The sequence below is a fragment of the Caballeronia sp. LZ034LL genome (assembly GCF_031451215.1).
Lineage (GTDB): Bacteria > Pseudomonadota > Gammaproteobacteria > Burkholderiales > Burkholderiaceae > Caballeronia.
In genome coordinates this window covers 273,384-295,599 of sequence record NZ_JARUXR010000002.1, presented here as the reverse complement: position 1 = coordinate 295,599, position 22,216 = coordinate 273,384, and the positions used below count along the sequence as shown (strand labels likewise).

Sequence of the window (22,216 nt, the reverse complement as noted above, 5' to 3'; positions counted from 1 at the left end):
CTTTAAGCGCGGCGTTCGGCGAGTCTCTTCTCCAGCCGGCTCGACAAGCGGTCCAGTTCCTGGATGTCGGCTGCGGAGAGCTTCGGGCCCGGTGTACGCATCGTGGCGGAACTGATCGCGCCGCGTCGGCGCATCATTTCCTTGCGTGCGCACACTCCCCAGAAGCCCATCGCCTCGTAGCGCAACAAAGGCAGATAGATGTCGAAGACGTCGTCGGCTTGATCGAACTTGCCCGCGGCGTGCAACGCATAGACTTCGGACAGCATCTCGGGATACGAGAAGCCGGCCATCGGGCCATCGGCGCCGCGGCCGAGTTCGAGCGGCAGATACATCGCGTTGTTGCCCGTCAGGATCGCAACGCGACGGCCGCCGCCGGCGCGCAGGCGAGAAATCTTGTTCAGGCAAGGAAGATCCTCTTCCTTCACCAGTTCGATCTCCTTGTGCGTATCGATGAGTGCGAGCATCGCCGGCACGGACATCGCCACCTTCGACGCGAAGGGAAAGTCCTGCAGCACCGTCGGCACGCCGACGTTCCGCCGGAACACTTCGGCAAAATAGCCGTGCAATTCCTCGTCGGTCTGGATGCCGGCGGGCGGGGCGATCATCACGCCTGCCGCGCCGAGGTCCATGACGCGCGCGGACAGGTCGGTGAGTTGCGCCAGGCTCGCGTTGCTTACGCCGACCACGCACGGCCGCGAACCCGCGCGCTTGATGAAACGCGACGCGACCTGCAAGGCCTCGTCCGCGTTCAGCTTGCCGGCTTCGCCACTCACGCCGAGCACGGTGAAGCCTTGCGCACCGTGCCGGATGTAGAAATCGACGAGCGTGTCGATGCTTTCAAGATCGACCTCGCCGCGCTCGTCGAAGGGCGTCTGCGTGACGATGAAAACTCCTTTTGAATCGCGCAACATGGGGAACTCCAGAGTTGAATTGCGTTGGCATCACGCCGATGCAGGCATCGGCAGATCGAGTGTGTTTGACCAGGTCTTCATGCGGGCGATGACGTCGTCAGTGAGCGAGACGCCATCGCGTATCTGTTCGCGACGCAGTGCGAGCGCGCGCTCGCCGGGCAGGCGCACCGGCGGCGCACCTTCGCGCACGCGGCTGGCGTGACAGGCATCGGCAAGCCAGGTGGTTTCGTCCAGGAACACATCCAGTCCGCCGAGCAGACGAGGATTCAGTACCTGGAGGAACACGCCTTGACCAAACTTGTCAGGCTTCGTGCGGCGGCCCGATCCCGGCAGCGCGAGCGTCAGCGCCTCGACGGCCAGGCCGAGGCCGAAGCCCTTGTAGCCGAACTCCACGCCGCCGAGCGGCAGCACCGTGCCGGGCGGCCTGGCCGTCAGGACATGGGGATCGTTCGTCGGCTTGCCTTCCGCATCGAGCAGCCATTCGCCGGGCAAGGTTTCGCCGCGCTGCGCGAAGGCCGTGAAGAACGTATTGCTGCCGAGCGATGTGCATTGATCGATGAGAATCGGATCGCCGCGCGTCGGGATGCCGTAGGCGATCGGGTTCGTCGTCAGCACTGCGTCCATGCCACCGAACGGCGCAACGGAAGCCACGCCCGCATTGGTCGCGGACAAGGTCACGAAGAAATTGCGTTCGACGAGCGGCAGCAGATAGCTTTGCAGGCAGCCGATATGCGAACACTCTGCAATCGTTGCTACCACCACGGCACGCGCCGTCGCGCGCGAGATGACCTCGTCGATCGCGCGATGCATCACCCACGCGCCCGGCAGGCGGTTCGCGTGCCATGAGAATGCGCTGTCGGTATCGGACAGGACGCGCACTTCGCCCTGGGTTGCGATCTGACCTGCCTGCAGGCGTTCGAGATAGGTCGCGAGCAGCCAGAGACCGTGGCTGCGATGTCCGAGCAACTCGGCATCGACCATTCTTGCCGCGACCTGATGCGCATGGTCAGCCAACATGCCGCAGCGCTGCAATGCCTGCGATGCGTACTGGGTCAGATCGTTAGGGGAATAAGTTGGCATGGCGTTCAATGAAGGTTCAGCGTGTCGGGGCAGTGATTTCCGCCCAGCACCAGCGCAATGTTGTCGAGTCCGCGCAGACCGAGATCGTTGCGCGTCTGCACGGTGGCCGACCCGCTGTGCGGCGTCATGAAGACTTGCGGCAGTTCGAGAAAGCGCCTGTCGAAGTGCGGTTCGCTGGCGAACACATCGAGTCCCGCAGCGGCGATGTGGCCGCTGCGCAGGCTGTCGATGAGCGCGTCTTCGTCGATCAGCGAACCACGCGCGGTGTTCACGACAATCGCGCCGCGCGGCAGCATCGAGAGTTGACGTCGGCCGATGAGCGGCGCCGCGCCCGGACTCGCGGGAAGATGCAGCGACAGAATCCGTGCATGCGGCAACATCTCGTCAAGCGAGTCGAAGTAGCGCGCGCCCTGCTCGATGTCCTGCGCAACGCGTCGGCGGCTGTGATACAGGATGCTCATGTCGAACGCACGGGCACGCTGCGCAACCGCCTGCCCGATGCGCCCCATCCCGACGATGCCGAGCGTGCTGCCTGTCACCCGATGCCCGAGCAGCTCGCTCAACCCGAGCGCACGGCCCCAGCCGTCCTGCATCACCTGCAGGTGTTCGCGGGCCCGCCGGCTGGCGGCGAGAATATGCAGCAAAGTAGCGTCGGCAGTGCATTCGGTCACGACCGGCGCATTCGTCACGACGATGCCCCGGGCTTCGGCCGCCTCGAGGTCGATGTGATCGAAACCGACGCTGGTCGTCGCCGCCACGCGCAGGCTCTGCGGCAGGCGCTCGATCAGCGCCCGATCCAGACGCAGCGCGCCCGAGAACAGCAAGCCTTGCGCTTCGTGGGCATGCGCCCGGTTCACCAGATCGTCGACCGACAGCGGTTCGTGCGGAACGACGGCGTCGAAGAGCGCCTTCGCACGTTCCTCGACGGCGGCCTGCATCGGCCGCGACAGAATGATTCGATGCTTCATGCCGCGACCGCCTCCGGCAACTTGAGCCGTTTCAGCTTGCCGACGATGAAGAGGTAGCTCAATGCACCGACCAGCGCATGCGTGCCGACGAAATACATCGCGCCCGTGAACGAGCCGGTGATCGCGAGGATGTAGCCGATGGCGATCGGCGTCACGATGCCTGCGATATTCCCTGCTACGCCGAACAGTCCGCCCGCGACGCCGACGATTTCAGGCGGCGCGGTATCGACGACGACGGCAAGCCCGATCTGCGCAAGACCTTTGCCGAACAAGGCAAGCGACATCAGCGCGACGATCACGGCGGTCGAATCCGTGAAGTTGCACAGCACGAGCAGACTCGCGAGCAACATGCCGGAGACGAACGGTATCTTGCGCGCGGCCGTCACGCTGCCGCCGCTCTTCAACACGCGATCGGAAATCCATCCGCCGAGCACGCTGCCGACGAAACCGCAGATCGCGGGCAGCGTCGCGACGAAACCGACGTGCAGCAAATCCATGCCCCGCCCCTTGACCAGGTAGATCGGGAACCACGTGATGAAGAAATACTGAAGCGACGTGATGCAATACTGGCCGAGATACACGCCCGCCATCATGCGACTCCTGAGCAGCACCTTGATCGAACCGGCGGGCGGCGGGACACGCTTCTTCTTGTTCGCTTCGATATCGATCATCGCGCCGTGCTCGCGCAGATAGTCGAGCTCTTCCTGCGTCACTTTGGAACTCTTGTCCGGCGCACGCATGACCGCGAACCAGAAGACCGAGAGCAACATGCCGAAGCCGCCCATGAACCAGAACACCCAGTGCCAGCTCAACGCGTGACTGAGCATGCCCATCACCGGGACGAACAGAACGACCGCGACGTATTGCGCCGAACTGAAGATCGAGGTCGCGAGTCCGCGTTCGCGCAGCGGAAACCACGCCGCGACGATGTAGTTGTTGGCCGGATAGATCGGCGCCTCGACAAGACCGACGAGAAAGCGGCATGCGAACAGCGCGCCGATGGCAAGCGTCACCGGCAGAAAGCCGACATAGCCCTGGAGAAACGTGAAGAACGACCAGAGAAAGAGCGCCGCACCATAGACCTTGATCGAGTTGAAGCGATCGAGCAGCCAGCCGCCCGGCAATTGCCCGATGACATAGGCCCACGCGAATGCCGAGAACACATAACCCATCGTGACGCTGCTCAGGCCGAGTTCCTTGGCCATCGGTGCGCCGGCAATCGAGAGGTTCGCGCGATCGCCGAGATTGACTGCGGTGACGAGCAGAATGAGCGCGAGCACGTAGTACCGCACGTAGCGGTGCCGCGCACGGACTGCGCTGAGGACAGCCTGCGTTGACATCGAATGTCTCCTGAGTGTCGGGCGGCCTTCATGCCGCCCGTCGGGTAAGCGGCCCGGGCGGGCCGCCCCTGCATCCGGCTGCTCGATGCAGCTCTTTTTGCAAGCGCCGTGCTTAGCGCTTGTTCAACTCGAAGACGTGATGCTGCTTCGTGTGACGCTTGATGTAGTCCCAGTCGTAGGTGACGCCCAGCCCCGGGCCGGTCGGCACCGGCACCGTGCCGTCGCGGTCGATGCAGTCGATCTGGTCGTTGTAGTCGCACGCATAGACCTGCGGAATGTTGTTCGCACAGTCCGGACCGACGAGGGCCACTTCGTAGTAGTTCGAGTTGCGGATCGCGCCCATCACGTGACGATGCGCCGGGCCGACCGCATGCACTTCGACATCGAGACCGAAGGCTTCCGCGAGACGCGCCGTCTTGATCGCGCCGGTGATGCCCATGTCGTATTCCGGATCGACACGCAGGAAGTCCGTGCCGCCCGCCATCAGGAAGTCCGCCTTGGGTTCGAGGCCGCGCACATGCTCGGTGATGAGCAGCGGCGTCTTGAGCATTTCACGCAGCTTCTTGTGCGAGAACGCGGACAGGCCGGCATCGCGATACGGATCTTCGAACCAGAAGTAGTGGGCTTCGTCACAGGCGCGGCCGACGTAGAGCGCATCGGCGAAGGTCTTCAGATCGCAGGCGCCGTCGTACATCAGGTCCATTTCGTTGCCCACGGCCTTGCGCGTCGCGAGAATCGCGGCGGCCTCTTCCTTCGGGTTACCGTCGAACCAGCCGTGAATCTTGTAGCCGCGATAGCCCATCTCGCGGCATCGCACGGCGAATTCGCCATACGCTTCGGGGCTGTCGAGACCTCCGTTGCGATCGCCGTGGAAGGTGCTCGCATAGGCCTTCAGACGCGAACGATATCCGCCGAGCAGGTTCGCGATCGACGTATTGAGTTGCTTGCCGACGAGGTCCCACAACGCGATGTCGACCGGGCCGTGGCCCATGTGATCGAAGTGATGCAGCTTGCGCTTGAACTCGTCGTAGAGCTCTTCGCGCATGGCGGGATCGCGGCCGAGCAAGTCCGGGGCAAGCATGATCGATTGGGCGAGCGCCGGGCGCGTGCCGCCCCACATCGCCACGTATTCGCCACGCGCGCCGTCGTCCGCTTCGATCACGACGGCGTACTTCTTCAGCTTCATCCTGCCGCCCTTCTTGTAGGCGACGTGGTTGTGCGTGTGCTCGGACGCGGCGGCGAGGTTCTCGACCTCGTATTCGAAGTCGAAAATCTCGACGCGGTTGATTTTGCTCATGAGAAGTCTCCGGTGTTCGGCGCGAGATAGCGCTATCCGATGTGCAAGATAGCGCTATCTCATCCGGATGACAAGCGGCTTTTTGCGTTACTTTTCGAGGTTGGGGTTTACGCGGAAGCGCGTCGCACGACAGAAAAGCCGACATCGACGACGCGTTCAGTCACGTCTTTCGATGCACGCTCGACGATGAGCCGCGCCGCTTCCTGCCCGATGATCTTGCCGTCGGCGCGGATCGTGGTGAGCGGGGGATCGGTGTCCGGCGCGAAGTTCATGTCGCCGTAACCCATCACGGCGAGCTGTTCCGGCACGTCGATGCCGCGCGCTTTCGCTTCCGTCAGCACGCCGAGCGCGACCATGTCGGAGGTGCAGAATACGGCGTCGAGGGACGCGGGCCGCGACAGCAAGTCGGCGAGCGCGCGGCGCCCTTCGCCGAGTGTGCTCGGCGCGGGAATCAGGACGGATTCGACGCGTGCCTTCTTGTCGTGTTCGCGTATGGCGGCTATGAAACCTTGTGCGCGCATGGCTGCGCGGTCATCGTTCGCGCTGATGATGGCGATATGGCGCCGCCCTTCGCCGATCAGGAATTCGGCGGCCCCGCGACCCACGGCGGTCTGCGAGAAACCGACGAGCATGTCGAGCGGCTCCGGGGGCATGTCCCAGGTTTCGATGACCGGAATGCCGGATACGAGCAGCCGCTTGCGCCCTTCCTTCGAGCGCACGGCGCCCACCGTGACGATCGCGTCGGGACGGCGTGCGATCAGCGTATCCAGCAATGCGGGCTCGAGTTGATGGCCGTAGTCGCTCTCGCCGAGAATGACCTGATAACCCTTCTTCGCCAGCGCGCTTCGCAGGGCCTGCACGAACTCGAGATAGATCGTCGATGCGATGCTCGGCACGATGACCGCCACCAGCAGACTGCGCGCCGATGCAAGGGCCCCGGCGAGCAGATTCGGCACATAGCCCGTTTCGATCACGGCGAGGCGTACACGCTCGACCATTTCCGGATTGACGGTTTCCGGCGAATTCAATGCTCGCGAGGCCGTCATCGGCGCCACACCCGCTGCCCGGGCGACATCGGCCAGCGTCACGCGTCCGCTGCCTCTGCGCGCGCGACGCTTGACCAATGAAGAAGGGTTGTCGACTGACAAAACGCGTTCCCTCGAGACTTGCGAGTAACAATGCTCGTGCTTCGACGAGCTCCACAGGCGAAGTATGCCCGAAGGGCTGGGCTGCATGGCGTTTGAGAGGAGCTGGAGCTGTGGCGCGTTGGGGTGGCGTGCTCCAGTTGGAGTTGACTAAGCCCCGCTGCCTGCTGCCTCCTGCTTGCGCATCGGCATGGCGTCGATGGTCTTGAACAACTCACGGGATTCGATCGGCTCGTGCGAGTCCAGCTTTACGCCGCCGTCCTTGCCGACGAGAAGCACGCGAAACGTGCCGGCCTTGACGCCGTATCGTTGACGTAGAGCGCTGGCGGAATCGCCGACGCCTTGCACGTCATTCCCGATCACTTCGATCACCAGGAGGTCGCGCTCTGGGAAGCCCTTGCTTCCCTTGATGGTCGCGCGCTGTTTCGACAGTGCTGCGGAATCTGCGTTACCGGCGAAGATGATGAGCAAGCGCTTTTGCCACGAGTACTGTTCTACGGTCGTGGGGGCTGTGCTTTCTCCAGCGCTTGAGAGTGTGGTCATTCCCATCAGCATCGTTCCCATCATGCCTGCAAGTACTAGATACCGGTGCATTGGCATACCCCTCAGACAAGGTTCAAGGAGGCCAGATACGACATGGCGCTCCGGGTTTCTATGTTCAGCATACCGCTACCCGTTGGCTTCGGTTGGGGCTTGATGGGTGTCTTGAGACTCTGTGCGCTTGGACAGGGGATCGTCGGCGCTGGTCTACCCCGATTCCGGTCGCGGTCGAGACGCTGCCGCCGTTTGTATGGATACAGGCCGCGCCGGGCAGCAGCGATGGCATCGGCTGATACTTGAGGTCGAACTCCGCGCTGTTGAACGTCGCATTGGCGCCGTACCCAGCGGGATTCCGACCCCTCGACGTATCGCCGAGTCCCTGGAACGCGATGTTCGTTGCGACGAATGTCGCTGCACCCATGTGGTTTGCCGCACCGGTGCTTCTTTAGATGAGCGGCCGTTTCCGACCCACATGAGACATCCGCGCTTCCGCATAGCGGCCGCTCAACTCAACTAATGTAATCCGAATGGATTTCGAATCTCAGGTGGCTTACGCGGTCGGACCTGGCTGCTCAACGTTGAGAGCCGGAAACACCTTGCGCCCTTCTGTGGCGGCAAAACGAAGCAAGGCGAATCGAACTATGCGCTCCAACCCGATAAAGGTCGGCGCCGTCGCCAAAGTTTTAGCGAAATCTTTGTTTGAAACCACTGGCTTGCCGTGTTGAATTTCCGCTCTTTGCGTTCCCCGCGGCGCAATCCAAGTACCAAAATGAATACCTGTATGAACGAATTGACTTCGCAGATCGTAGGCCGCCGCTATACGCTGCTCGAAAGTGTCGAAACTTAGAGCGAAGAACGCTTGCGACGACTCGGAATTGACGAAAAAGTCGGCCGTTACCAATTCCGTAAACGCCTTTACAAACCTCCGCTGCATTTGGAGCAGCCTTCCTCTGATAGTCTTCACAATCTTGTCGCCGTTCGGCAACCCAGAATCGATGGCGATCAAAGCGCTTTTCATGGACTCATCAAGCAAGTCATCGTGGTCCCGCTCAAAATAGCTCGCCAGGATTTCTCCGGCCGTGATCAAATGAAGATAGGCAACCTCAGGGTCGCTTTCGCAAGCCCTCAATGACCGGCTGTAAAAAGAGCATGCGGTCTCGAACGTTTGTGAGAAGCGCTCATTCGCGCGTGCATGGGTGAAGAACGTAACGACCTGAGCCACCTCTCTGATGTCGAGATCGACCGGCGAGTTGGCGCGTATGCGGTGAGAGTTATGTGGCAGGTCTGGATCGGAAATTAAGGCAAATATGGTGCTGTCTGGCAATGAGAAGTGCCCATTGCTTTCAATGACTCCATGACTATCGAACCTTTTCCCATAGAGCACGCTCATCAGAGATGCCATTGATTCCCCGATCTGGCTGTAGTCTGGAAGAACAATGCCGGCCGACTTTTCCATGGGAGGACTTTCAAAGCACAGCACAAAGGCGTTCCTAGAAAGAGGCCCTTCTGCCATCCTTATTGCTCCGGCTCGGTCACGGAAGCCGGGCCAAGCTTGCGTCAGCAAAACTCCAGGTTGTTCATATTCGCCTATGAAGCGGCAAGTGCTTGATAGCAGAAGTTTTTGAACCGTCTCTCGAGGGCGCAACGGTTCTTTCGCTGCATTTGGCGCGTCTGACATAGGGTTCGGAGGGCTCGCGTTTGTACCTGTGATCGATTGTCAGCTATCTAGGCGCCCATGTCGAATGATCGCGGTTGGCGGCGAACCCAGTTCAATGACGTAACGCGCTGCTTCAAGTGCCTTCCTCGGGCGTTACTGCTATGACGCCTACCGGCGCATAAGGTCCCGCCGATGGGCGTGCCTCATCAGGGCGTACGCGATCCATGATATCTCGAGCTTCATGCACGAACCGCGCTGCTTGAGACGCAACGGTGAGTATGTCAGCCGCAACCTTGATGCGTTCTTCTCCCTGTCCTTCAAGTACGAGCAGTGGTTGGTTACTTTCAATCACCTCCTTTAAAGCCTGGATGCATCCTTGAGCCGCTGCAAGCTTATGTGCGCAGTATCCAGGTAAGGGGGTGAGAGCCGCTAGCTGTTCAAGATCAAGGTTAAAAGAAATCTCCTGCGCATACTTCATCGCTCTTGTATAGTCTGCAACACCGATGTCGGTCACGCTGGCGGCCAGGAATGTCTCTTCAACATTCCGCAAGCGCCTACATAGGCTACCCAAGCGCGGCGTTATCGCACATGCCCCAAGAAGTGCCCGTTTTTCTTCCTCTCTCCTGCGTCGGCTTCTGTCTACTGCCGCAACACCCAACGCGACAATAACAGCTGCCAATGTACCTAGCGAACTGAGGCCAGGCCATATGTCACGCGCCGCGACGCCCTTTACAGTCTGAATCAGAAACACCACGACGGAGATCGTCACTGCGACCACCGCCGCGCTTCCCAAAAGAGTTTCATACAAGGTGTACGTCGACCTGACGTTGCTTCTCTCAGTCATTGTCAGCTCCTTGACTGATGTACCGGAGACGGGAAGTTCGCAATTTCGTTGCATGACACGGGAATTGTCGACGATCAACGGACATATGTCGAATGTCCCATACTCGCCGAACCCAGCCCGCTGCGGGCAGCGCAAGTTGATCCTTTGCCGCCGGTCGAACCGCAGTGGTGCAACGGTAAAAATCAGAGTAGAGCAGCCGCTGGATTGACGAACCTACCGCTTTCCGATCGCCCCACCGAGCAGCCCAGTCAAATCGATCCCATTCTTCGCTGCGTCCAGTTGCTCGTCCGGCACCGGTCCCTCGCGCTCCGGATCGACGAGTGCCTGGTTCAGATCGACATACGGACGCATCCGATTCTCGTAGGCCGCAAACGCCGCCGCAAGATCCGACCCGTTGCGCACGAGCTCATGCACGAGCACGAACGCGCCGACGAGCGCCAGGCTCGTGCCCTGCCCTGAAAACGGCGATGCACAATGCGCCGCATCGCCGATCAGCACGACACGGCTCTTCGACCACGCAGGCATGTGAATCTGCGCGAGTTCGTTGTAGTAAAACTGATCCGTGCTCTTCATTGCATCGATGAAGCGGGGAAACTCGCCTTTCAGATGCGCGCAGCTCTCGGACACGATGCGCTTCTGCCCTTCGACATCGTTTCGGGACAAGGGCGGTTCAGGCGCGGCGAAGCCCGCACCGATGCGCAACTCGCGCTTGTCGCGGCTCGGATAAATGATGTACCCAAAATCGGCGACGCGATGCCCGATCTGCCAGTCGTCGAGCGCAATGAAGTTGGGCGTCGAGAACAGTGCGAGGACGACGCCCAGTGGAAAAACAGACGCCGCCTCGTTGTTGAACACCTGCTTGCGAACATTCGAGTAGATGCCGTCCGCACCGATCAAGAGGTCGAACGATCTGTCGCCGCCGCTTTCAAACACGACGCTGACACTGTCCTCACGCGGGGAGATTGAACGAATACTCTCGCCATAAAGAAATTCGACCTTCGCGCTCAATGCCTTCATCAGCAATTCACAAAGGTCGTCGCGAAAGATCTCGATGTCGGTGCTGTCGAGACGGCCCGCGCTGTAGGTACGTTCTTCCGTCCGATGTATCTCGTTCCCATCGGCATCGAGCATCGACATGCCTTTGAGCTGCGTGCGCAACGCCCTTGCATCGTCGAGCAAGCCCATTGCTTGCATGACATCCAGCGCGACGCCGCGAATATCGACAGCCTGACCGCCGCGCCGGAATTTGCCGGAACGTTCGACGAGCGTCACATCGTACCCGGCACGGTCCAGCCAGAAGGCAGCAGCCAGGCCAGCGACGCCGGCGCCTGAAATCAGAACGTTTCGAGTCATCGCACATCTCCTCGCTGTCGGTCTTGCCGGCGATTCTAGCGCAATCGGTCAGCGTGCCATGCGCCATTCGCGTAAGCGCTTCTATTCAAAACCCGACCTTCGTTGTACCCTTGTGACCCTCTCCGCGGGCCGAGGCGATACAGACAATTCAAATGGACATCAACCGCCTGGACCTCAATCTCCTCAAGATTTTCGACGCTGTTTATCGCCTGCGTAACCTGTCGGAAGTCGCCAAGGAAGTCCATCTCAGTCAGCCGGCGGTGAGTCATGCGCTCGGGCGGCTGCGCGAGGCCATCGGCGACCGCTTGTTCATCAGGACGTCCGCCGGACTCGAGCCGACGGCGCGCTGCGAGCGCCTCGCGGAACCGATACGCTCCGCGCTAGCGACCATTCAGGATTCCCTGCTGGACTCGATCGAATTCCTGCCCGAAGAATGCACGCGCGAATTCCGCCTGCTGCTGTCGGATGTGGGCGAGATCCTGTTCATTCCTCGGCTGCTCAGCCGCCTCAACGAGATTGCGCCGAAGGTGAAGCTCGCGATCTTCCAGGCGCCGCGTTCGAGCTATGAGCAGATGCTGGTGGGACGCGAAGTGGATCTGGTGGTGGGTCACCTCAACATGACCCGGCAGACCATTCGACATGCCCATGTGTTTCGCGATCAATGCGTGGTGGTGACGCGCAAGCGGGAACGTGCCGGCAGCGCCCCCCATGCGCTGACGCTCGATGAATTCCAGTCGGGTTCGCATGTCGCCATCAAACAACTGGACGACCCGGTCGAGTCCGCGTTCGAGGATCTCAACATCCGGCGCACGGTAGTCATGCGCATGCCGAACTACTTCGCCTTGCCGAGCGTCATCGCGCAGTCCGACCTGCTCACCACCGTGCCGTCACGCGTCGCCGCGCACTTCCAGCGCAGCATGTCGCTCGATGTCTATGACGTGCCCTTCCCCTGCCCGTTCTTCGATGTCCGCATGTACTGGCATACGCGCTTCGACACCGATCCCGCTCACGCGTGGCTGCGCGAGACCTTTCTTTCCCTGTTCAAGTCGGACGAGCAATCGGTGGCGGCGCTGACGGCGCGATGATGGTTACCTGAAGGCGATCGTCATAATCCGCCGCGCACATCCATCAGGCAGCCCGTCACGTAGGAAGCAGCGGGCGATGCTAGCCACACCACGGCTTCCGCGACTTCATCCGCCGTCCCCATGCGTCCCATAGGAATCATGCTCGCAAAGCGCGCCAGCGAATCGGCCGTGCGCTGCTCGTGCAATTCCGTGTCGATGACGCCGGGCCGTACGGCGTTGACGCGAATGCCTTCCTGCGCCAGTTCCTTCGACAAGCCGATGGTCATCGTATCCATTGCGCCCTTGGTCGCCGCATAGTGGACCCATACGTTGGGCGCACCCAGCACCGACGCACCGGAAGACATGTTGACGATGACGCCGCCCGCGCCGCCTCGCGCCGTCGACATGCGCCGCACCGCCTCGCGCGTGGCGATGAAGGCGCCGATCACGTTGATGCTGAACAGCTTGGAAAGGTTGTCGCTGGCGAGATCCGCCACGCGAGACATGCCGCCCGTGATGCCCGCGTTGTTCACCAGCACGCCGATGCGGCCCAGTTGGTCGATCTGCCGAAACGCTTCGAGCAGCGCGTGCTCGTCGCCCATGTCCGCGCGGATCGCCCATGCCTTGCCTGCGTTTGCTTCGATCTCGTCGACGACACCTTGCGCAGCGAGCGCGTCGTCCTTATAAAGAATCACAACGGGATGCGTCATCGCGGCGCGACGCGCAATGACCGCGCCGATGCCGCGGCTGCCGCCCGTGATCACGAACAGGGGTTTATCGCTCATCCAGCTTCCTTTCCAGTCTGATAGAGGTCTAGTAAGCGCCGTCGCTCGGATGAGACGCGCTCTTCGCGGCAAGAGCCGTCGCGCTGAAACTTCGCGCAAGCTCAGTCGCCGCGCGCACCAGCAAGGTCGTGTCGACACCGACGGCTACGAACTGCGCGCCGGCCTCAAGATAGTCATGCGCGAGCTTGCGATCCGTCACGAGAACGCCCGCCGCCTTGCCAGCGCTTCGCACCACCGCGATGCCCTCGATGATCGCCGCTCGCACATCGGGGTGATTGGCCTGTCCGCGCAAACCCATGTCCGCGGACAAGTCGGACGGGCCGAAGAACACGCCGTCGACGCCGTCGGTCGATGCGATCTCGTGCAGGTTGCCCATGGCTTGCCGCGTCTCGGCCTGAACCAGCAAGGCAACCTCGCCGTTGGCCTGATTCAGATAGTCGTCGATCTGGTTCCAGCGCGACGCCCGCGCCAGCGCTGCCCCAAGCCCTCGTACGCCCTCGGGCGGATAGCGCATGGCCTGCACCATCAGGCGCGCTTCTTCGGCGGTGTTGACCATCGGAATGAGCAGCGTCTGCGCCCCGATGTCCAGGTACTGCTTGACGAGCGCCACATCGGCACGCACAGGACGGACCACCGCGTGCGACGAATACGGCTCGATCGCACGAAGCTGGTCCAGCGTCGTCCGCACATCGTTGGGCGCGTGCTCGTTGTCGAGCAGGAGCCAGTCGAAGCCGGTCGCGGCGAGCAACTCGGCGGCATTGGCGTCGGCGAGTCCCACCCACAGCCCGATCTGCCGCTCTCCCGCATGCAGCGCCCGTCGAAATGAATTCTGCCGAATCTGCATTGCACGTCCTCAATGGAAGCGGAACGAGATCGCGCCGAGCGGACCATAGTCGACATGGAAGCTGTCGCCGAATGCCGCGAAGCACGGCCGCGTGAACGAGCCCGCCAGCACGATGTCGCCCGCCTCGATCTGCTCGTCGTAGGGCGCGATCTTGTTCGCGAGCCACGCCACGCCGTTAGCCGGATGATTCAGTACGCCGGCCGCGAGCCCGGTCTCCTCGATGACGCCGTTCTTGTAGAGCATCGCGCCGATCCAGCGCAAATCCACTTCCAGCGGGTTCATCGGCCGTCCGCCGAGAACGATGCCTGCGTTCGCCGCGAAGTCGCTGATGGTGTCGCAGACCCGGCGCATGGCGCCCGTTTCGCTGTCGCGCTGTTCGATGCGCGCGTCGATGATCTCGATGGCCGGGACCACATAGCTCGCCGCGGACAGTACATCGAACATCGTGATGCCCGGGCCCTTGAGCGGACGGTTCATGACGAAGGCCAGCTCCACTTCGACGCGTGGCGCGATGAAGCGATCGAACGGGATATCGCCGCCGCCCTCGAAGAACATGTCGTCCATCAGGGGCGCAAAATCAGGCTCGGTAATCTGGCTTGCCTGCTGCATCGCGCGCGACGTCAGGCCAATCTTTCGTCCCTTGATCTTGCGGCCGTCCGCGACTTCGAGCGCGACCCACGCACGCTGGATCGCATAGCCGTCGTCGACGGTCATCTGCGGATACTGCTTCGTGAAATGCGGCAACTGGACGCGCGTCTTGCGCGCCTCATACAACTGGCGAGCGAGTTGCGCGATGGTGTCTTGCGGAAGCATGAATCGACCTTTTCCTTGTGGCTGGCGGATGGAGATTGCATTGGACCGTCATGAATCAGCCGGCCATGCGCGGACCGACATAACCCGTCTGCCCGGCTTCAGACCCGAGGTTCAGAATGGGGCCGTCCATGCGCTCCTGCCAGATCAGCGATTCCATACCGATGTGCAGCGGATGATCCTGGATCGTGAGAATGAAGGTCGCCTCTTCGTCGTAGTAGTGCGCATGCTCCGACCACGACGGTCCCGAGAGCAGCAGGTCGCCCGCCTTCCATGGAATCTCGACACCATCGACGATGCTTCTTCCGTGCCCCGTGAAGTGATAGTTGATCGCGACCGAGCTGTGCTTATGTCCGCGTCCGACCTTGCGTGCCGGCTTTCCCACGGGATGCGAGAAGATCGTGGCGAAGAACGAGTGCGTCGTACCGTTGCGGCGTTCCGTGGCCGGGTTATAGAGAAGAATGATGTTGCGCTTCGCATCGCCGTTTTCCATCGTCAGCATGTCGGCGACGGCTTCCCACGGCCACACGAGCGGCCGGTTGCGCACCACTTCGATATCCGTCAGGAATTCATAACCACGCAGCCGCGCGCCTGCATCGGAGATCTGCCGGTCAGGCGCGTTGTTGCGGTTATAGCTGTGGTCGAGTCCGGTCGTGGAGGTCTCGACATTGCGTTCGGCGACCGAATCGGCATAGTTGATCCAGTGCACGGCGAGCTTGCGCAACAAGGGCGCGTTGGAATACGTGAGACGCACCCAGGGCTCGTCGCCGGTGTTCTTGTGCGAATACGCCTGCATCGAAGGGATGGTGAGCGTTCCCCACTTGCTCAACTGATGCGCCTCCGTCCCCACTCTGACGCTACCCGAGCCACGGATGCAGAACTCGATCTGATTGGAATTGCGCATCAGCGCACGCGTCTCTTCGCCGGGATTGACGACGCTGATGGTGACGTCGATGCCGGGCGCGAAGCCCATCGAGCCATCCGTGCACGACGGATGAACGATCAACGCCGCACGCCGGCCGTCCTCGGGCAGCGGCATCTCGCTCAAGCGGCTGATCTCGCGCTCGATCTCCTCGCGCGGGACCAGCAACGGTTGCCAGGGTGTGATGGGCGCCGGTGCGGCTGCGCTGCCGTCCAGCATCGTGAATGTGGGTTCGCTCATGGTGTCCTCCGATATGCCTGAACTTGTTGTGAGGTGGGAGCCGGTCAGTTCCTGGACCAGCGGATCGGCGCAGGACCGCTGAGCGGCAGACGGATCTCCGCGCCGTGTCCCGTCACTGCGCGCTCATAGGCGAGCTTGGCGACCGCCAGATCCGAAATACCCATGCCCATGGCCTTGAAGAGCGTGATATCGCCGTCACGCTTCTTGTCGAGTCCGTGTCGAATGACATCGGGCAAGGTCTGAACATGTGCCCAGCCTTCATTCGCGGAGCCGAAGAAGTCGATGAATTCGCGGGATGCCTTTTGTGTGTTGACGAGGTTATCGACCACGATCGCGCCGGCACGCTCGAACACATCGGGAAAGAACTCCGCGTTGTGCGGCAGGATCGCGCCAACCGCATTCAGGTGCGCATTCGGCGCCAGCAAACGGGCGTTGAAGAAAGGCTGCGTCGCGCGCGTGACCAGCGTCACGATCTCGGCGCCGTCGACGGCATCTTCGAGCGACGTTGCCTCGACGACCTGCACCGAACCGAGACTGGTTGCCACCTTCTCGAAGAACGCGTGACGCTTCTCGGCGGTAGGACTCCAGATGCGCAGGCGCTTGAGCGGCCGCACCGCGTTGACGGCGAAGATCTGCGCGAGCGCCTGACGTCCGCTGCCGATGATCGCCATGTCGCTCGCGTGCCTGTCGGCCATCCAGCGCGTGCCGACAGCGGTCATCGCAGAGGTCCGGATCTGGCCGAGCGTGTTTGCTTCGAGCATGGCGAGCAGCCGGCCGTTTTCGGTGCTGAACAACGAGAACACCGCTTTCGCGCCGGCGGCGGTATGCACCCATGTCTTGAAGCCGCACACGCCCTCGCGCAGCGACGCGGAGCCGAGCGCATGCATGGAACCGCCATCGCCGATATCGCCGATTGCCTTGGGCACGTTGAACGCCGTGTCGTTCGCGATCTCGCCGAGGCTGTTCTCCAGCGCATCGATGGCGTCGTCGAGCGGCACCAGCTTCGATACATCGGATTCAGTGATCCAGATTGCTTCTTGTGTCATCAGTTATCCTTCCAAATGTGAATGGAGTGTGGGGCGATCGTGGTCGCTGCCGGCTACATCGAATCGGATGAATGGAAGATGACGCTCGCTCGACTTGCTCGCGATCAGCCAACGCTCGCCATCGAAGACCAGCGTATCGATGCAGCGCCGCACTGCCGAGGGTGTCATCGACGGCGTTTCGCTTGCGTCCGTGCGTTGCGCTTCGAAGGCCATCAGGAAGAAGCGCACTTCGGCATGGGTACAGTCCACCTGCGACACCAGCGGATTGCAGACCGCATGGAACGTTCTCCGGCTCTCCGGACGCGCGGCAAGCGCCCGGGCGATGCTTTCGCGGCCACGCAGTGCCTCGCCGTTCCGATGCCACACGCCATCCGGCGCGAACAACGACACCGCCAGCTCGTGGGTACGCTCGTCGAGACAGCGGAAGAAGGTGAAGACGGTTTCGGTGCAGGCCATCGACGCTGCAAGCGTTGCTTCATCCGACATGCGTCCTCCGCTCGTTGGTCACCGTATTGGCAAGCGTGCCGATGCTCGACACGTCAACCTCGAACACATCGCCTTCCCGCAGATAGCGCGGCGGCTTACGCGTCATGCCGACGCCCTCGGGCGTGCCGGTGGCGATGACATCGCCGGCATCGAGGGTCGTGAACGAACTGAGGTAGGCGATCAACTGCGGCACGCTGAAGATCAGATCATCCGTTCCGGAGCGCTGCACTTCTTCGCCGTTGAGCCGGCCAGTCAGCACAAGCCGGCCTGGATCGGGCACTTCATCGGCGGTGACGATCCACGGACCCAGCGCACCCGAACGCTCGAAGTTCTTGCCTGGCGTTGCCTGCGTGTTGTGCTGCTGGAAATCCCGCACCGAGTTCTCGGCCATGCACGTATAACCGGCAACGTATTCGAGCGCGTGCTCGACGCTCACATGCCGCGCAGGCTTGCCGATGACAACCGCCAGTTCCGCTTCGTAGTCGAAGCAATCGGAATTGAACGGCCTAACTACCGGCTCGCCATGTCCGACCAGCGAATTGGCGAAACGAACGAAGATGGACGGATACTCGGGAAAGGCACGCTTCATTTCCACCAGATGCGCGCGATAGTTCAAGCCCGCGCATATGATCTTCGCATCGCGCCCGACGGGCGGCAGAAGCCTCACGGCGGAGAGCGGCACGGTCTCGCCAGCGGCGCCGGAGCGCGCCCGTGCGACGGCCTGTTCGAACGTGTCGGCACCGTCGATCGACGTCACCTGGTCTTCACTCAGAACGCCCCATCGCTGGCGACTTGCGTGCTCAAAACGAACAATTTTCATCTCGCACTTCCCATTCAAGAATTCACTTGCGTGTCGAAACCATGCGTCGCGACGCGGGGATCAACGCGGATACCGGTACGGGCCGATCAAGGTGATCGCGAATGCACTGACGACGCATGCAGCCGACGCGAACATCATCACGGGCGTATAGCTTTGCAGGCGATCGAAAGCGATGCCGAAGAGAATCGGTCCGCCCAGCGTGCCGAGACAGAACAGCGAAATCATCACGCCGTACACGGAGCCGAACGACCTCAGACCGAAGTAGCGCTTCACCAGGAAGGGCATCAGATCGCCTTCCGCGCCCACGAGCATGCCGGTCAGTGCCGCGCCCGTTGCCAGCAACGCATAGGACGGGTTGTGCGACGAGGTCGCGAGGATCAGCCCGCCGACAGCGCCCAGCAGGAACGCGCCACAGGCCACCACGCGAGCCGGAACGATGTCCAGCAGCACGCCCGCACCGAAGCGGCCGATGGTGAGACCGATCGCCGAGAACGCCGCGCCGGCCACGGCCTGGTTCGCCGACAAGCCCTTGTCGGTCAGCAGCGCGGGAATATGCACGATGCTGCCCAACCCGACCGCCGCCACAATCGCGATGCTGATGCTGATGACCCAGAAGCGCGGCTCTGCCAGCGACTCGCGCAGCGAGTTCGACGGTCCGTGCTTGCCGCCGCGGGAGGCTGCGGGGATCGGCAGCGTCGCCTGACGGTCGACGCGCAGCAGCAACAGCGCGGCCACACCCATCACTGCCGCGAGCACGCCGAGCACGGCATAGGCTTGCTCCCAGCCGTAGCGGGTCATCGCCCAGCGCGCGACCCAGGGCGCCGACGCCGCACCGATTCCCGCGCCGATCGATGCAACGCCGAACGCAAAGCCCGTCCGGCGCTCGAACGAACGCGCCAGGATCGGCAGATAGCCGACCGGCGATGTCGCGACGCCGAGCAGCCCGATCACGAAGGTCTTGAAGCCGATCAACAGCGGCGTCGCAGGGCCGACGCAGATCAGGAGGAAACTCGCCACGAACAGCGCGAGCGACCACGCGATCACGCGATAGGCGCCGTAGCGGTCCATCAGCTTGCCGGCGATCGGTGCGCCCAGCGCAAGTCCGAGCGATGCCATGGCAAGACAGGTGGACGCGACCGCACGGCCGGAGCCGAGCGATGACGCGATCGGCAGCAAAAAGACGCCCGTCGTGCCGGCGAACAGCGAGGTGTAACCGCCTGCCAGTCCCAGCGACGTCGCGAGCAGCAGAATGGCGCTGCGCATGACAGAGTGCCGGGTTTCACTCGAAGATGCGGCAATCGGCTCAGAAAGGGCCGTGTGCGAGCCTTCCATCGTGGTGTCTCCTGGATTGGATCTGGATTTTTTATGAATGAAATCTAGCGGATCTGCGCGGGCGTTGACACTGAAACCTGTGCATTCGCCAAGTGCACGCGCTGCATCGAGCTTAGAAGCGATGCGCGATGTCGGCCCGCACGGCGGTCTGGGCATGGGTCGCGGACGGACTCAGACCGGAGATCGAGGCGACCGCGGCGTTGCCGGTCGAATCGATTCCGCTTGCGCGTTGATAGACGGCGGTGGTGTAGATCGTGGTGCGTTTGGACAGCGCATAGCTGGCTCCCAGACCGAGCTGGCGATACCAGGCGCCGTCGTGCCCGCCCACCGATGCCGAGCGTGTCAGGCTTGTCATCACCCCGGCGAGCAGCGCTGCCGAGAACTGGTAGCGCAGGTTCAGTTCGACCGTATTGATGGCCGCCGTGCCCGTGTATCCGAGCGGATTGGGCCCGGATGTCGCGACATCGCCGAGACCGGTGTAACGGACATTGGTGTAGATGACGCCTGCGGTCGCCGCCTGCCACGTGACGGATGCGCCGGCCCCGAAGAGATCGAACGCATTGGCCGATGCATAGCCCGCATACAACGGATTGCTCTCGGGCGTCGTCGCACTGCCGAGCGAGCCGAGATTGTTTGCACCGACACCCGCACCGTTTGGATTCGCGCCATAGAAGGCGACGTTCGGATTGCGCACGGAGAGCCAGGCAGTACCGGCACGCAGCGCTCCGCCGTCGTAGGCAGCGCCGAGCGACCAGGCCGAGTTGCGCGCATTCGATCCTGCTGCGCCGCCCACGCTGTACAGCGCTTCCGCCGTGATGCCTCCGATTTTCGGCATCACGTATTTGATGCTGTTGTTCAGCCGACGCGTGCTCAACAGGTTGTCGATGTCGCCTGGATGCGTGGCCGCATAGCCGCCGAACTGCCATGCGGCGGAGAACGGTGCAACGATGTCGAGATGCGGATCATATTGCCGGCCGAGTGCGACCCGGCCCAGTCCCGACTCGATGCCCACGAAGGCCTGCCGGCCGAACTCACTGCCGCCTTGCGCGAGGGCGCCGTTGTTCAACGTGAAGCCGCTCTCGAGCGTGAAGATGGCTCGCAAGCCGCCGCCGAGTTCTTCGGCGCCGCGAATGCCCCAGCGACTTCCGCTCAGACCGAACGCGCCGTCGGTCATGGCGAGCTGGTTTCCGCCGCCGACCGGACGACCCTTGACTACGGCTCGCTGCGAGCCGACGGCATAACTGATGCCGACATCCAGAAGACCATACAGCGTGACGCTCGATTGTGCGTAGGCGGGAACTGTGAGCACGCCAGGGACGAGTGCCAATAGCACGTACCTTTTCATCCAATCTCCTCCGAGTTATTTTTTATATGCTTCGCTTCAGTGGAAGCGTGTCCTTTTGTGCTTTTTGTTTTAAGGCTGCAAGCGCGATCGGACGCTGCGAATCTATCGGATGACAGATGCATCCGAAACTGAAACCTGCGCATGAGAGACATGCATGAGGCGAATTGGGGGTGCTTTGGTTGGAGATAGGGCGAGGTTCGCTACATGCCCTGGGTGAGGCTGAATGTTGGCGGCGACGAGGGCAATAGGTGGCTGACGGTCCTTGTGCGCCTTGGGCCACAATGACCATCCGTCGCCGCCTGACGCGATTGCAAGTGGCCTTACGCTTGTCCGTCGATCAGGCCGAGCCTGAGGAAGCTCTCTGCACTCGCGATGATGGCTTCCTCGCTCGAACGCGGCCTCCAGCCGAGCAGGCGTATGGCCTTGGCGCTCGTTGCATTCATGTCGATGCCGAGCAAGGGCGCGACCGACTTCATGCCGGGATGCTTGCGGACTTCCTCGTCCGGCCAGACGTTGGTCGGCACTTTGTCCGCCACTGCGCCGAGCCTGTCGCGCAGCACGCTTGCGACCTCGATCATCCGCAGGCTCGCGCCCGCCGTCGCGAGGAAGCGCTCGCCATTGGCGGCGGGATGGATCATCGACAGCAGATGCAGATCGGCGACGTCGCGGACATCGACGAAGCATGAGTTGATGTTCACGCATCCGGGCTGCCCGTCCAGCAGGCTCTTGATGATTCGCGTGGAATGCGAAAAATCCGCGCCCAGTACCGGGCCGAGCACTGCAACGGGATTCACCGCCGACAACTCCAGCCCGCCGCCCTCGCGCGCGATGAAGTCCCACGCGGCACGCTCCGACAGTGTCTTCGACTTCTGATACGGCGCGACATCGCCCGTCAGATCGCTCCAGTCTGTTTCATCGAAGGGACGCCGGTATTCGGGCGGATGCCCCACGCCGATCGCACCGAACGCGGACGTCAGCACTACCCGCTTCACGCCCGCATCGCGCGCGGCGCGCAGCACGCGCAGGTTGCCTTCGACGGCGGGCCGGATCCAGTCGTCTTCAGTGATCAGATCGCCCGACGGCGTCGGCGATGCGCCGTGCATCACGTAGACACAACCCGACATCGCGTCACGCCAGCCGGCGTCGTTCGAAAGATCGGCCTCGACGAATGACAGACGCTCGTCCGCCACGTTGCCGCCGACACGCAACTGGGCGCGCACGTCCTTTTCCCGCGCAAGCGAACGAACCGTCGTCCGCACGCGATAGCCGCGTTCAAGCAGCGCCAGGATGCAATGCTGCGCAATGAAACCTGTGCCGCCAGTGACCAGAACTAATTCGCCGCTCATCAGATCGATCCTTCCGTGTGTTGGAGTGCGATCAGATTAAC

The 22,216-nt window shown here is 62.2% G+C and carries 21 protein-coding genes; 1 reads left to right on the top strand and 20 read right to left on the bottom strand.

Annotated features, from left to right (window positions below):
- Window positions 1-2: 2 nt before the first annotated feature.
- The 10 genes from QCE83_RS15785 to QCE83_RS15740 all read right to left on the bottom strand — a co-directional run bounded on the left by QCE83_RS15785 (window position 3) and on the right by QCE83_RS15740 (window position 11,135).
- Window positions 3-911, bottom strand: coding sequence for a dihydrodipicolinate synthase family protein (locus tag QCE83_RS15785; RefSeq protein ID WP_309812509.1), 909 nt, complete (start codon window positions 909-911; stop codon window positions 3-5).
- Window positions 912-941: 30 nt separating this feature from the next.
- Window positions 942-1,991, bottom strand: coding sequence for an Ldh family oxidoreductase (locus QCE83_RS15780; protein ID WP_309812505.1), 1,050 nt, complete (start codon window positions 1,989-1,991; stop codon window positions 942-944).
- Between the two features lie 5 nt (window positions 1,992-1,996).
- Window positions 1,997-2,959 carry a D-glycerate dehydrogenase gene (locus QCE83_RS15775; protein WP_309812502.1) on the bottom strand — a complete coding sequence of 321 codons (963 nt, stop codon included), beginning with the start codon at window positions 2,957-2,959 and terminating at the stop codon, window positions 1,997-1,999.
- On the bottom strand, window positions 2,956-4,299 hold the full coding sequence (locus QCE83_RS15770; protein ID WP_309812499.1) for an MFS transporter: 1,344 nt from the start codon (window positions 4,297-4,299) through the stop codon (window positions 2,956-2,958). Before QCE83_RS15770 ends, QCE83_RS15775 begins: the two co-directional genes overlap by 4 nt.
- Window positions 4,300-4,411: 112 nt before the next feature.
- Window positions 4,412-5,596: an enolase C-terminal domain-like protein gene (locus QCE83_RS15765; RefSeq protein ID WP_309812498.1), complete on the bottom strand. Its 1,185-nt coding sequence runs from the start codon at window positions 5,594-5,596 to the stop codon at window positions 4,412-4,414.
- Between the two features lie 107 nt (window positions 5,597-5,703).
- Window positions 5,704-6,744, bottom strand: a complete 1,041-nt coding sequence (locus tag QCE83_RS15760; RefSeq protein WP_309812495.1) for a LacI family DNA-binding transcriptional regulator — start codon at window positions 6,742-6,744, stop codon at window positions 5,704-5,706.
- Between the two features lie 147 nt (window positions 6,745-6,891).
- Window positions 6,892-7,284 carry a DUF4174 domain-containing protein gene (locus QCE83_RS15755; RefSeq protein ID WP_309812492.1) on the bottom strand — a complete coding sequence of 131 codons (393 nt, stop codon included), beginning with the start codon at window positions 7,282-7,284 and terminating at the stop codon, window positions 6,892-6,894.
- Between the two features lie 547 nt (window positions 7,285-7,831).
- Entirely contained in the window at window positions 7,832-8,737 is a 906-nt protein-coding gene (locus tag QCE83_RS15750; RefSeq protein ID WP_309812489.1) for a HEPN domain-containing protein, read from the bottom strand.
- A gap of 334 nt (window positions 8,738-9,071) precedes the next feature.
- A complete protein-coding gene (locus QCE83_RS15745; protein WP_309812486.1) occupies window positions 9,072-9,782 on the bottom strand; it encodes a hypothetical protein in 711 nt (236 codons plus the stop codon).
- A 213-nt stretch (window positions 9,783-9,995) separates the two neighbouring features.
- Window positions 9,996-11,135 carry an FAD-dependent monooxygenase gene (locus QCE83_RS15740; protein WP_309812482.1) on the bottom strand — a complete coding sequence of 380 codons (1,140 nt, stop codon included), beginning with the start codon at window positions 11,133-11,135 and terminating at the stop codon, window positions 9,996-9,998.
- 152 nt (window positions 11,136-11,287) lie between these two features.
- Here QCE83_RS15740 and QCE83_RS15735 point away from each other — a divergent pair, with 152 nt between their 5' ends.
- Window positions 11,288-12,220 (top strand): LysR family transcriptional regulator, encoded by a 933-nt coding sequence (locus QCE83_RS15735; RefSeq protein WP_309812479.1) that lies wholly within the window; start codon window positions 11,288-11,290, stop codon window positions 12,218-12,220.
- A 20-nt stretch (window positions 12,221-12,240) separates the two neighbouring features.
- On the opposite strand, the gene QCE83_RS15730 is transcribed toward QCE83_RS15735, so the two are convergent.
- From QCE83_RS15730 to QCE83_RS15685, 10 genes are all read right to left on the bottom strand, one after another.
- Complete coding sequence (locus QCE83_RS15730) at window positions 12,241-12,984, bottom strand: SDR family oxidoreductase (protein WP_309812474.1); 744 nt, start codon at window positions 12,982-12,984, stop codon at window positions 12,241-12,243.
- A 28-nt stretch (window positions 12,985-13,012) separates the two neighbouring features.
- Window positions 13,013-13,828, bottom strand: coding sequence for a 4-hydroxy-2-oxoheptanedioate aldolase (hpaI, locus tag QCE83_RS15725; RefSeq protein ID WP_309812471.1), 816 nt, complete (start codon window positions 13,826-13,828; stop codon window positions 13,013-13,015).
- A 9-nt stretch (window positions 13,829-13,837) separates the two neighbouring features.
- A complete protein-coding gene (gene hpaH, locus QCE83_RS15720; RefSeq protein WP_309812468.1) occupies window positions 13,838-14,641 on the bottom strand; it encodes a 2-oxo-hept-4-ene-1,7-dioate hydratase in 804 nt (267 codons plus the stop codon).
- 55 nt (window positions 14,642-14,696) lie between these two features.
- Complete coding sequence (locus tag QCE83_RS15715; RefSeq protein WP_309812465.1) at window positions 14,697-15,800, bottom strand: hypothetical protein; 1,104 nt, start codon at window positions 15,798-15,800, stop codon at window positions 14,697-14,699.
- A gap of 44 nt (window positions 15,801-15,844) precedes the next feature.
- Window positions 15,845-16,846 carry an ornithine cyclodeaminase family protein gene (locus QCE83_RS15710; protein WP_309812463.1) on the bottom strand — a complete coding sequence of 334 codons (1,002 nt, stop codon included), beginning with the start codon at window positions 16,844-16,846 and terminating at the stop codon, window positions 15,845-15,847.
- Between the two features lie 3 nt (window positions 16,847-16,849).
- Window positions 16,850-17,332: a nuclear transport factor 2 family protein gene (locus QCE83_RS15705; RefSeq protein WP_309812461.1), complete on the bottom strand. Its 483-nt coding sequence runs from the start codon at window positions 17,330-17,332 to the stop codon at window positions 16,850-16,852.
- Window positions 17,322-18,152 (bottom strand): fumarylacetoacetate hydrolase family protein, encoded by an 831-nt coding sequence (locus QCE83_RS15700; RefSeq protein WP_309812458.1) that lies wholly within the window; start codon window positions 18,150-18,152, stop codon window positions 17,322-17,324. Before QCE83_RS15700 ends, QCE83_RS15705 begins: the two co-directional genes overlap by 11 nt.
- A 60-nt stretch (window positions 18,153-18,212) precedes the next feature.
- Window positions 18,213-19,415 carry an MFS transporter gene (locus tag QCE83_RS15695; RefSeq protein ID WP_309812456.1) on the bottom strand — a complete coding sequence of 401 codons (1,203 nt, stop codon included), beginning with the start codon at window positions 19,413-19,415 and terminating at the stop codon, window positions 18,213-18,215.
- A 181-nt stretch (window positions 19,416-19,596) separates the two neighbouring features.
- Window positions 19,597-20,829, bottom strand: a complete 1,233-nt coding sequence (locus tag QCE83_RS15690) for a porin (protein WP_309812452.1) — start codon at window positions 20,827-20,829, stop codon at window positions 19,597-19,599.
- A 320-nt stretch (window positions 20,830-21,149) separates the two neighbouring features.
- Window positions 21,150-22,175, bottom strand: a complete 1,026-nt coding sequence (locus QCE83_RS15685) for an aldehyde reductase (RefSeq protein ID WP_309812449.1) — start codon at window positions 22,173-22,175, stop codon at window positions 21,150-21,152.
- Window positions 22,176-22,216 lie beyond the last annotated feature (41 nt).

What these genes read in the sequence shown, in the direction of transcription:
- QCE83_RS15785 (WP_309812509.1), bottom strand. Translation starts at nt 911, where the DNA reads ATGTTGCGCGATTCAAAAGGAGTTTTCATCGTCACGCAGACGCCCTTC.
- QCE83_RS15780 (WP_309812505.1), bottom strand. Translation starts at nt 1,991, where the DNA reads ATGCCAACTTATTCCCCTAACGATCTGACCCAGTACGCATCGCAGGCA.
- QCE83_RS15775 (WP_309812502.1), bottom strand. Translation starts at nt 2,959, where the DNA reads ATGAAGCATCGAATCATTCTGTCGCGGCCGATGCAGGCCGCCGTCGAG.
- QCE83_RS15770 (WP_309812499.1), bottom strand. Translation starts at nt 4,299, where the DNA reads ATGTCAACGCAGGCTGTCCTCAGCGCAGTCCGTGCGCGGCACCGCTAC.
- QCE83_RS15765 (WP_309812498.1), bottom strand. Translation starts at nt 5,596, where the DNA reads ATGAGCAAAATCAACCGCGTCGAGATTTTCGACTTCGAATACGAGGTC.
- QCE83_RS15755 (WP_309812492.1), bottom strand. Translation starts at nt 7,284, where the DNA reads ATGACCACACTCTCAAGCGCTGGAGAAAGCACAGCCCCCACGACCGTA.
- QCE83_RS15750 (WP_309812489.1), bottom strand. Translation starts at nt 8,737, where the DNA reads ATGGAAAAGTCGGCCGGCATTGTTCTTCCAGACTACAGCCAGATCGGG.
- QCE83_RS15745 (WP_309812486.1), bottom strand. Translation starts at nt 9,782, where the DNA reads ATGACTGAGAGAAGCAACGTCAGGTCGACGTACACCTTGTATGAAACT.
- QCE83_RS15740 (WP_309812482.1), bottom strand. Translation starts at nt 11,135, where the DNA reads ATGACTCGAAACGTTCTGATTTCAGGCGCCGGCGTCGCTGGCCTGGCT.
- QCE83_RS15735 (WP_309812479.1), top strand. Translation starts at nt 11,288, where the DNA reads ATGGACATCAACCGCCTGGACCTCAATCTCCTCAAGATTTTCGACGCT.
- QCE83_RS15730 (WP_309812474.1), bottom strand. Translation starts at nt 12,984, where the DNA reads ATGAGCGATAAACCCCTGTTCGTGATCACGGGCGGCAGCCGCGGCATC.
- hpaI (WP_309812471.1), bottom strand. Translation starts at nt 13,828, where the DNA reads ATGCAGATTCGGCAGAATTCATTTCGACGGGCGCTGCATGCGGGAGAG.
- hpaH (WP_309812468.1), bottom strand. Translation starts at nt 14,641, where the DNA reads ATGCTTCCGCAAGACACCATCGCGCAACTCGCTCGCCAGTTGTATGAG.
- QCE83_RS15715 (WP_309812465.1), bottom strand. Translation starts at nt 15,800, where the DNA reads ATGAGCGAACCCACATTCACGATGCTGGACGGCAGCGCAGCCGCACCG.
- QCE83_RS15710 (WP_309812463.1), bottom strand. Translation starts at nt 16,846, where the DNA reads ATGACACAAGAAGCAATCTGGATCACTGAATCCGATGTATCGAAGCTG.
- QCE83_RS15705 (WP_309812461.1), bottom strand. Translation starts at nt 17,332, where the DNA reads ATGTCGGATGAAGCAACGCTTGCAGCGTCGATGGCCTGCACCGAAACC.
- QCE83_RS15700 (WP_309812458.1), bottom strand. Translation starts at nt 18,152, where the DNA reads ATGAAAATTGTTCGTTTTGAGCACGCAAGTCGCCAGCGATGGGGCGTT.
- QCE83_RS15695 (WP_309812456.1), bottom strand. Translation starts at nt 19,415, where the DNA reads ATGCGCAGCGCCATTCTGCTGCTCGCGACGTCGCTGGGACTGGCAGGC.
- QCE83_RS15690 (WP_309812452.1), bottom strand. Translation starts at nt 20,829, where the DNA reads ATGAAAAGGTACGTGCTATTGGCACTCGTCCCTGGCGTGCTCACAGTT.
- QCE83_RS15685 (WP_309812449.1), bottom strand. Translation starts at nt 22,175, where the DNA reads ATGAGCGGCGAATTAGTTCTGGTCACTGGCGGCACAGGTTTCATTGCG.